We start from the raw sequence: 9,209 nt of genomic DNA, 5'->3' as shown, positions 1-9,209 counted from the left end.
GCCGGGGGCACCGGTGCGCGGGCCACGGTCGGCGGTGTCGCTACCGCCCGCCGACGGGCCGTCGTCGCCGGTCCCCTGCCCGGTCCCCTGCAGGGCGTGTCGCGAGCCGGTGCCGTCGTCGCCGCGGAAGTCGGGTGCGTACCCGCCGGGGGCGGGGATGCCGGGCGGCGGTGGCCGGTGCCCGCGCCGGACCGCGGCGACGGCGTCGGCGAACTCGGCGCCGTCGGCGTAGCGCTGCTCGGGGTCCTTGACCAGCACCGAGAAGACCAGCTCGCGCACCCGCTCGGGGATCTCGTCCGGCAGCGGCGGCGGGTCGTCGCGGACCTGCATCATCGCGACCGCGACCGCGCTCTCGGCGCGGAACGGCCGCACCCCGGCCAGGCACTCGTAGCCGACGATACCGAGCGAGTAGACGTCGCCCGACGGCCCGGCCTCCTCGCCGGAGGCCTGCTCCGGAGCGATGTAGTGGGCGGTGCCCATGACCATCCCGGACCGGGTCACCGGGACGGCGTCGGCGGCCTTGGCGATGCCGAAGTCGGTCAGCTTCACGACGCCGTCGGTACGCAGCAGGATGTTGCCGGGCTTGACGTCGCGGTGGACGAACCCGCGCTCGTGCGCGGCGAACAGCGCCCGGCCCGCCTGCTCGAGGATGTCGAGCGCCTCGTCGGCGGGGATGGGCCCGCGCCCGATCCGCGACGACAGCGGCTCACCCCGGACGAGCTCCATCACCAGGTAAGCGGTGCGCCCGCCGCCGGTGGAGCTGTCGTCCTCGCCGTAGTCGTGCACGGCGGCGATCCCGGCGTGGTCGAGCGAGGCGACGGTGCGGGCCTCGATGCGGAACCGGTGCAGGAACTCCGGGTCGTCGGAGAGCTCCGCCTTGAGGACCTTCACCGCGACGCTGCGCCCGAGCCGGGTGTCCGAGGCCTCCCATACCTCGCCCATCCCGCCGACCGCGATCCGCCGGTCCAGCTGGTAGCGCTCGGAGATCAGCTGTCCGGCCGACAGGGCGCTCACGGGGCCGCCGGGGACCTGCGCCGGGCCGAGTCCCGCGGGCTCACTGGGCGTCCCGCAGCGCCTCGGCGATCACGGCCCGCCCGATCGGGGCCGCGACCGAGCCACCGGTCGCCTCCAGCGCCCGGTCGCCGCCGTTCTCGACGAGCACCGCCACCGCGACCTTGGGGTCGTCGGCCGGTGCGAACGCCACGTACCAGGCGTGCGGCGGGGTGTTCTTCGGGTCGGTGCCGTGCTCGGCGGTACCGGTCTTCGACGCGATCTGGACGCCGGTGATCTTTCCGCCGCCCGAGGTCCGCTCCTCCGAGCCGACCATCAGGTCGGTCATCGTGCGGGCCACGTCGGCCGGCATCGACCGCGACATCCGGTCCGGGTCGGTGGTGTCGACGACGTCCAGGGTCTGGCTCTGGATCTCCTTGACCAGGTGCGGGGCCATCGTCTGGCCGCCGTTGGCGATCGAGGCGCCGATCATCGCCAGCTGCATCGGGGTCAGCCGGACGTCGCGCTGGCCGATCGCGGACTGCTGGGTCGAGGGGGTGTCGGACATCGGGCCGACCTGCGACGCCGTGACCGGCATCGGGATCTGCAGGTCGGTGCGGCCGATGCCGAACGCCTCGGCCTGGGCCCGGAGCTTGTCCGGCCCGAGCTCGCCGCCGAGCTGGGCGAACGCGGTGTTGCAGGAGCGTGCCAGCGCCTCGCGCAGCGACGCCGTCGCCCCGCCGCCGCAGGCCGAGCCGTTGTAGTTCTCCAGGGTGGTCGTGGAGTCGGCCAGCTGGATGTTGCGGGCGGCCGTGAGCTGGCTGTCCGGGGTGTAGCCGTTCTGCAGGGCGGCCGCGGTGGTGACGAGCTTGAACGTCGAGCCGGGCGGCTCGATCTCGTTGATCGCCCGGTTGGTCATCGGGTCCGGGTCGGCGGCGCCGTAGCGCTTCCACGCCTCCTGCTGCTGCGCCGGGTCCGGCGAGGCCAGCGGGTTCGGGTCGAACGACGGCGTCGAGGCCATCGCCAGGATCTCCCCGGTCTGCGGCACCAGCGCGACGACGGCGCCGGTGTACCCGCGGGAGGCCAGCCCGTCGTAGGCGGCGCGCTGCACCTCGGGGTCGATGGTGGTCACCACGTTGCCGCCCGCCGGGTCCCGGCCGGTGATGAGGTCCGACAGCCTGCGCACGAACAGCCGGTCGTCGGTGCCATTGAGCACCTCGTCGGTGGACCGCTCGAGTGCGGTCTTGCCGTACACGGTCGACAGGAAGCCGGTGACCGGCGCGAACATCTCGCCCTGCGGGTACTGGCGGGCGAACCGCAGCCGACCGTCGCTCTCGACGCTCTGCGCGAGGACCTGCCCGCCGGCGACGATCTGGCCGCGCTGACGCGAGTACTCGTCGATCTGCGAGCGCTGGTTGCGGGAGTCGTCCCGGTACTGGCCGGCCATGACCACCTGCACGTAGGTGATGTTGCCGAGCAGGACCACGATCATCACCATCACGGCGAGTGCCACGCGGCGGACCGGGCGGTTCACGTCTCGCTCCTCTGGGCGGCGGTGTCGGCGTGGTTGTCGTCACGGGTGTCGGAGCGGCCCGTCCCGGGACGCTGGACGAGCTCGGTGCTGGCCTCGGCGATCGGCGCCCGCGGCTTGGCGGGCCGGACGGGGAGCGGTGCCCTGGCCACGTGCGAGATCCGCAGCAGGATCGCCACCAGCACGTAGTTCGCCAGCAGCGACGAGCCGCCGTAGGACAGGAACGGCAGCGTCAGACCGGTCAGCGGGATCAGCTTCGTCACCCCGCCGATGACGACGAAGATCTGCAGCGCCACCGAGAACGACAGCCCGGTCGCGAGCAGCTTGCCGTAGGAGTCGCGCACGGCCAGCGCCGACCGCAGCCCACGGGTGATGAGCACCAGGTAGACCAGCAGGATCGCGGCCAGCCCGATCAGCCCGAGCTCCTCGCCGAGCGAGGAGAAGATGAAGTCGGACTCGGCGAAGGGCACCATGTCCGGCCGTCCGGCACCCAGCCCGGTCCCGCCGACGCCGCCGGTGCCGAGCCCGAACAGCGCCTGCGCGAGCTGGTAGCCGCCGCCGCTGAAGTCGGCGAACGGGTCCAGCCAGATCCGCACGCGGGTCTGGACGTGGTCGAACAGGTTGTAGGCGACGACGGCACCGCCGGAGAACGCCAGCAGCCCGATCACCATCCACGACACGCGTTCGGTCGCGGTGTAGAGCAGGACCAGGACCAGGCCGAAGATCAGCAGCGAGCTGCCGAGGTCGCGCTGGAGCACGAGCACGCCGACCGACAGCCCCCAGGCGACGAGCAGCGGAGCCAGGTCACGGGCGCGGGGCAGCTCCATACCCAGGAAGCGGCGGCCCGCGGTGGAGAGCAGGTTGCGCTTCTGGACCAGGTAGGCCGCGAAGAAGATGATCAGCAGGATCTTGGAGAACTCGCCGGGCTGGATGCCGGGGCCACCGGGGATGCGGATCCAGAGCTTGGCCCCGTTGACCTCGGAGATCGACGACGGCAGGAACGCCGGGATCGCCAGGAAGACCAGGCCGACGAAGCCCGCGGTGTAGCCGTAGCGGGCCAGTGTGCGGTGATCCCGGAGGAAGAACAGCACGAGCGCGAACAACGCCAGGCCGGCGACGGTCCAGGTGACCTGGGCGCCGATCAGCCCGCTCGGCACCGGGCTCCCGGTGGCCTCCGCGCGGGCGGCCTTGGCCAGGTCGAGCCGGTGGATCATCACCAGGCCGATGCCGTTGAGCAGCGCGACCGACGGCAGGATCAGCGGGTCGGCATAGGGCGCCAGGAAGCGCACCGCCACGTGCGCACCCGCGAACAGCACGAGATACGCCAGACCCACCCACAACAGGTCGGTCGTCAGCGACTGCTCCTGGTTCGCCTCCACCAGCACCAGCGCACCGGTCGTGAGTACGGCGGCCAGGCCCAGCATCAACAGCTCGATGCCGCGGCCGGTGGGCGTGGTCGGCTCCGCAGCGGAGCTGCCCGTGGCCATCAGCCGTCGAGCCGGCAGTTCCGGCCCGGCTCGGGGGTCGCGGTCGGCAGCGGGGTCGTCGTCACCGGCGGGGCGCCGGGCACCTGGACGACCGCGGGCGGCTGCGGCGGGTTCAGCGTGGAGCAGAGCGGGAGCATGCGCTCCCGCAGCCGGTCGACGGTCTCCCGGGCACCGGTCTCGCCCTCGTCGGAGACGATGCCGTCGGTGACCTGGCTGCGGACCGCCTGCGGCAGGTCGTCGAGGCCGATGTCGGTGGACTCGGCCACCCGTTGCAACGGGACACCGAGCACGTTGCCGCGCACACCCTGGTAGATCGCGACCTGGTTCTGGTCGACGGCCACGTAGTACTGCTGCAGCACCAGCGCCCGGGCGACGAACACTCCCGCCACGAGCACCACGAGCACGCCCAGCAGGGCGAGCACCGGGCGCAGGCCGCGCCGGCGGCGCGGCTCCTCCGCGGCGGCGGGCTCCAGCCGTACCGGCTCGGTGCGGGGCAGCGTGGTGGCCGCCGCGCGCTGCGCCGAGGAGTGCGGGGTCCGCTCGTCGTGGCGGTAGTCGCCGTCGCCGGCGCGCGGGTTGCGGCCCGCGGAGCCCCCGATGATCGGGGCGTCGTCGGCGTAGTCGACGTCCACCACGTCGGCCACGATGCAGGTGATGTTGTCCGGCCCGCCGCCGCGCAGCGCCAGCTCGATCAGGCGGTCGGCGCACTCGCGGGGGTCGGCGTAGTCGGTCAGCGTGTCGTGCAGTGTCTCGTCGCTGACCGGGCCGGACAGGCCGTCGGAGCACAGCAGGAAGCGGTCCCCGGCGCGGGCCTCGCGGATCGACAGCGACGGGTCGACGTCCTGCCCGGTGATGGCGCGCAGCAGCAGCGACCGCTGCGGGTGCGTGTGCGCCTCCTCCTCGGTGATCCGGCCCTCGTCGATCAGCGACTGGACGAACGTGTCGTCCTTCGTGATCTGGGTGAGCTCGCCGTCGCGCAGCAGGTAGCAGCGCGAGTCGCCGACGTGGACCATGCCCAGGCGCGAGCCCGCGAACAGGATCGCGGTCAGGGTGGTCCCCATGCCCTCGAGGTCGGGGGCCTCGGCGACGTGGCGGGAGATCGCCTCGTTGCCGTCGTGGGTCGCCTCGCGGAGTTCGGCGAGCAGGTCGTCACCGGGCACGTCGTCGTCGAGCGGGGCCAGTGCGGAGATCACCAGGGACGAGGCGACCTCGCCCGCGGCGTGACCGCCCATGCCGTCGGCGAGGGCGAGCAGGCGGGGACCCGCGTAGACGGCGTCCTGGTTGTTCTGCCGGACCAGTCCGCGGTCACTGCGGGCCGAGTAACGCAGCACCAGTGTCACGGGGCGGCTCCGGCTTCGGTCGGGGCACGTCGGGCGGATCCCGCGCCGCGGGACCGGTCGGACGGCCGCGGCACCGGGGGAGCGGTCGGTCGCGCCGGGCTCACGGTCGGTACCTCATGGTCGGTCCGTGTCCGTCACGATCGCAGCTCGATCACCGTCTTGCCGATGCGGACCGGTGTCCCCAGCGGGACCCGGGTGGGCCCGGTGACCTTATTACGTTCCAGATAGGTGCCGTTCGTCGACCCGAGATCCTCGACGTACCAGTCGTCACCCTGCTGCGAGATGCGTGCGTGCCGGGTGGAGGCGTAGTCGTCGTCGAGCTTGAGGGTCGAGTCGTCGGCGCGGCCGATCAGGATCGGCCGGGAGTCGAGGGTGATACGGCTGCCGGCCAGCGGACCCTGGGTGACGAGCAGCTGGCGGGCCACCTTGCCGCGGCCACCGCCGCGGACCCTGGCGGCCCGGCCCCCGCCCGCGCGGCCGGGTGCGGCCGCCCGGAGACCGGACGCGGCGTAGAGGTCGGAGCGGACCACCTGGAGTGCGAGCAGGACGAACAGCCACAGGAGGGCGAGGAAGCCGCCCCGGGTCAGTTGCAGTACCAGTTCCGGCACGTCGTCCTACTCGCCCTTCTCGTGTTCCTGCACGCTCCGCCCGCCCGGTGGATCACCGGGCGGGCGGGGACGCACCGCTGTCGCTGCGCGGACTCCGCTCCGCGGGTGTGGCTCAGCCCTGGGTGCGGAACACCAGGCTGGAGTGACCCACGCGGATCACGTCGCCGTCGGTCAGCTGGCAGGACTGCACCGGGGAGTTGTTCACCGTGGTGCCGTTGGTCGAGCCCAGGTCGTTCAGGGTCGCGACCTGGCCGTCCCAGGTGACCTCCAGGTGCCGGCGGGACACGCCGGTGTCCGGGAGCCGGAACTGGGAGTCCTGACCGCGGCCGATGACGTGGGTGCCCTCGGCCAGCTGGTAGTTGCGGTTCGACCCGTCGTCCAGGATCAGCATCGCGGTCAGCTGCGCCGGAGCGCCCCAGCCGCCCTGGCCGCCGTACCCCTGGCCGTCGTAGCCCTGGTCGTAGCCGCCCTGCTGGTAGCCCGGCTGGGCGTAGCCCTGGGGCTGGCCGTAGCCGCCGTCGTAGCCCTGCTCGTAGCCACCCTGCTGCGGATAGCCGGGCTGGGCGTAGCCCTGGGGCTGGCCGTAGCCACCCTGCTGGGGCTGGCCGTAGCCGTCGTAGCCCTGCTCGTAGCCCTGCTGGGGGTAGCCACCCTGCTGCGGCGGGCCGTAACCCTGCTGGCCGTACTGGTCGTAGCCGCCCTGCGGGGGCTGGCCGTAGCCCTGCTGACCGTAGCCCTGCTGCTGGCCGTACTGGTCGTAGCCGGGCTGCTGCTGGTCGTACCCGGGCTGCTGGCCGTAGCCCTGCTGGGGCTGGCCGTACTGGTCGTAGCCGGGCTGGCCGTAGCCGCCCTGCTGCTGCCCGTACTGGTCGTACCCGCCCTGCTGCTGGCCGTAGCCGCCCTGCTGCTCCTGGTCGTACCCCTGAGGCGCGTAGGTCTGCTGGCCGTACCCGCCGGGTGCGCCCCGGTCGTATCCGTACTGCCCGTTCTCCTCGGGGTGGCCCGGTTGCTGGCTCATGGGTGCTTCTCCTGCGGTGCGTGCTCGGTTGGCGGCCCGACGGGAAGCGTCGGGGTCGACAGCGGAGCGGGTGCGGAATTGTCCCGTGTGCAGCGCCTCGGAGCGCTCCAGAAAGACTACGACCTCACCGTAGGTGTCCCAGCCCTGGTCGGTGAGTTCCTTCGCCACGTGCGACGAGAGGGATCGGACGACCCCGTCCTCGTCGCCCGCCATGCGGTCGAGATCGCTGGGGCTGAGCAGAACGGTGTACCGGTTGGGCGCCAGCTGGCGACCTCCGGCGAGCTGCTCGACGTTGTCCTCGGCTTCCCTCAGCAGTGCCTGTGCGACTTCCTGTGGGACGACACTGCCCCCGAAGACCCGCGCGAAGGCATCGCCCACGAACCCCTGAAGTCGGCGCTCGAAGCGGTCCACGCGGCCCAAAAGATCTCCTCCATCCGCATCGGCGTGTCGGTGATGTGCGACCGATCGTATCTGTGTTATCCGCCGGGCACGGCGGGGCCCGGCACGAGCGGGCGACCGGCCCCGCAGTGCCACCGACGTGCTCCCCTCCGATCTACCCGGCCCGGAGCCGCGGCGCATCCCGGTGCCCCACCCGCCACGAGCCCCTCCAGCTGGTGATCGACGGGCAGGGGACCCCCCTGCGAACGGCTGCCGAGCGGGGTGCTAACTTTCTCGTGTCGCTCGGGCGAGTGGCGGAATGGCAGACGCGCACGGTTCAGGTCCGTGTGTCCGAAAGGACGTGAGGGTTCAACTCCCTCCTCGCCCACCATCCCCCCTCATCGGGGATTCTCCCCCTCCGGCGGTCACCACCGCCATCGCGAGATCGGTTCCGGGTGTAACCCGATCCGGTCTCGCTTTTCGTTTTCCCGGGCTCCGGCCACGCTCCGTGCCCGGACGCCGTGCGCCGATCAGGCGTCCCGCAGCGCCGGGCGGTCGGGATGGTCGGCCATCACGAGCACATCGGCGAACGAACCGGGGTCGCCCTCGCTCTCGTAGCGGGCGTACGCGGCGGCGGTCCAGGCGTCGTTGGGGGGCAGCATGCGGCGCAGCGCGGCCCCGCCGACGCGCAGGTGCACGGTCAGCTCGGCGGCCAGGCCCCGGCCCAGCAGCCGTCCGCCGGCGAGCAGCACCACCCCGTCCGGCCCGAGCGGCACCGGCTGGTCGCGGTAGGCACGGTCGCGCACCGTGTCGCGCAGCCGGGGCAGCACCAGGCCGCTGCCGCCGGGACCCATCGGGGCGAGGACCTCGCGGCGCAGCGCGGGCTCGTCGAGCCAGCCGTCGAGGAACATGTCCGGGTCGGTGCGGCCGAGCTCCAGGCGGACCGACGCCGGTCGCAGGAAGTCGTCGGCGTCCACCGCCAGGGCCGGTCGGCCGCCGGAGCGCAGCCGCTCCGCGACCGCCCGGGCCAGCTCCAGCGGGGCCGCGGGCGGGGCGCCGTCGACGAGCACGCGCACCCGCCCCGACGGCTCCCGGGCGCGTTCCGCCAGGTGTGCCGCGAGCCCCGCCCGGTCGACGGGCCGGAACGCCCCTGCCATGTCGTCCTCCCGGTCCTGGCGTGCCCTCGGTCCCGCAGCGACACTAGGCGGATGGTCGGCGACGGCGCGGGAGCGGTGCTGCGCCGAGCGCTGCGGGTCCTCGAGGCGGTCGCCGAGGCGGGTGACGGGGTCAGCGCCAAGGCCCTCGCCCGCCGCCTGGAGCTGCCGTTGCCGACGGCGTACCGGTTGCTGGGGACGCTCGTCGAGGAGGGCTACCTGGTCCGGCTGCACGCCGAGCGCGGGTACGGGCTGGGCTACCGCGTCGTCGGGCTGTACCGGGGGATGACCGACCCGATCGTGCCGCCCGCCCCGGCCCGGGAGGTGCTCGCCGAGCTGCACACCACGGCCCGCGCGGCGGTGGTGCTGGCCGTGCTGCGGTCCGACGACGTCGTCGTCGCCCACACCGAGACCTGTGCGGCGCACCCGGGGCCGGGCGCGGTGACCGGGGAGCCGCTGCCCGCGCACGCGACCGCGCCGGGCAAGGCACTGCTCGCCGGGCTCGACGCCGGACGGCTGGCCGACGTCCTCGGCGTCGGGCACGGGCCGCTCGCGCCGCTGACCCCGCACACCCTCACCGACCGGCGGCTGCTCGACCGCGACCTGCTGCGGGTCCGCTCGGCGGGGGTCGCGGTGGAGGTGGAGGAGCACGCCCGCGGCCGGGCCGGGCTCGCGGTCGCGGTGCCGCACCCGGGCGGCGGCG

The 9,209-nt window shown here is 73.4% G+C and carries 8 protein-coding genes and 1 tRNA gene; 2 read left to right on the top strand and 7 right to left on the bottom strand.

The genetic code is table 11. The annotated features are described in order from the left end of the window. The 6 genes from NH602_RS24190 to NH602_RS24165 all read right to left on the bottom strand — a co-directional run. A partial coding sequence (locus tag NH602_RS24190; protein ID WP_308292876.1) for a serine/threonine-protein kinase occupies positions 1–1,014 on the bottom strand: 1,014 nt, incomplete at its 3' end. A gap of 40 nt (positions 1,015–1,054) precedes the next feature. Then, entirely contained in the window at positions 1,055–2,524 is a 1,470-nt protein-coding gene (locus tag NH602_RS24185) for a penicillin-binding protein 2 (RefSeq protein ID WP_073573737.1), read from the bottom strand. Beyond that, positions 2,521–4,008 (bottom strand): FtsW/RodA/SpoVE family cell cycle protein, encoded by a 1,488-nt coding sequence (locus NH602_RS24180; RefSeq protein ID WP_179761470.1) that lies wholly within the window; start codon positions 4,006–4,008, stop codon positions 2,521–2,523. Before NH602_RS24180 ends, NH602_RS24185 begins: the two co-directional genes overlap by 4 nt. After that, complete coding sequence (locus tag NH602_RS24175; protein ID WP_073573738.1) at positions 4,008–5,348, bottom strand: PP2C family serine/threonine-protein phosphatase; 1,341 nt, start codon at positions 5,346–5,348, stop codon at positions 4,008–4,010. The genes NH602_RS24180 and NH602_RS24175 overlap by 1 nt, the downstream gene beginning before the upstream one ends. Positions 5,349–5,482: 134 nt before the next feature. Further along, a complete protein-coding gene (locus tag NH602_RS24170; protein WP_073573739.1) occupies positions 5,483–5,956 on the bottom strand; it encodes an FHA domain-containing protein in 474 nt (157 codons plus the stop codon). A gap of 112 nt (positions 5,957–6,068) precedes the next feature. Next, positions 6,069–7,394, bottom strand: a complete 1,326-nt coding sequence (locus NH602_RS24165; RefSeq protein ID WP_246352692.1) for a DUF3662 and FHA domain-containing protein — start codon at positions 7,392–7,394, stop codon at positions 6,069–6,071. Positions 7,395–7,657: 263 nt separating this feature from the next. On the opposite strand from NH602_RS24165, the gene NH602_RS24160 reads away from it, so the two are divergent. Continuing rightward, positions 7,658–7,743: transfer RNA gene (locus NH602_RS24160), tRNA-Leu, on the top strand. Between the two features lie 139 nt (positions 7,744–7,882). Here NH602_RS24160 and NH602_RS24155 read toward each other — a convergent pair. Beyond that, positions 7,883–8,509, bottom strand: a complete 627-nt coding sequence (locus NH602_RS24155) for a uridine kinase (protein WP_253068979.1) — start codon at positions 8,507–8,509, stop codon at positions 7,883–7,885. Between the two features lie 51 nt (positions 8,510–8,560). Here NH602_RS24155 and NH602_RS24150 point away from each other — a divergent pair. Next, on the top strand, positions 8,561–9,209 hold a 649-nt coding region (locus NH602_RS24150; protein WP_253068978.1), incomplete at its 3' end, for an IclR family transcriptional regulator.

Source organism: Pseudonocardia sp. McavD-2-B, assembly GCF_024124365.1.
Taxonomy (GTDB): domain Bacteria; phylum Actinomycetota; class Actinomycetes; order Mycobacteriales; family Pseudonocardiaceae; genus Pseudonocardia; species Pseudonocardia alni.
This window is presented reverse-complemented; position numbering and strand designations above follow the sequence as displayed.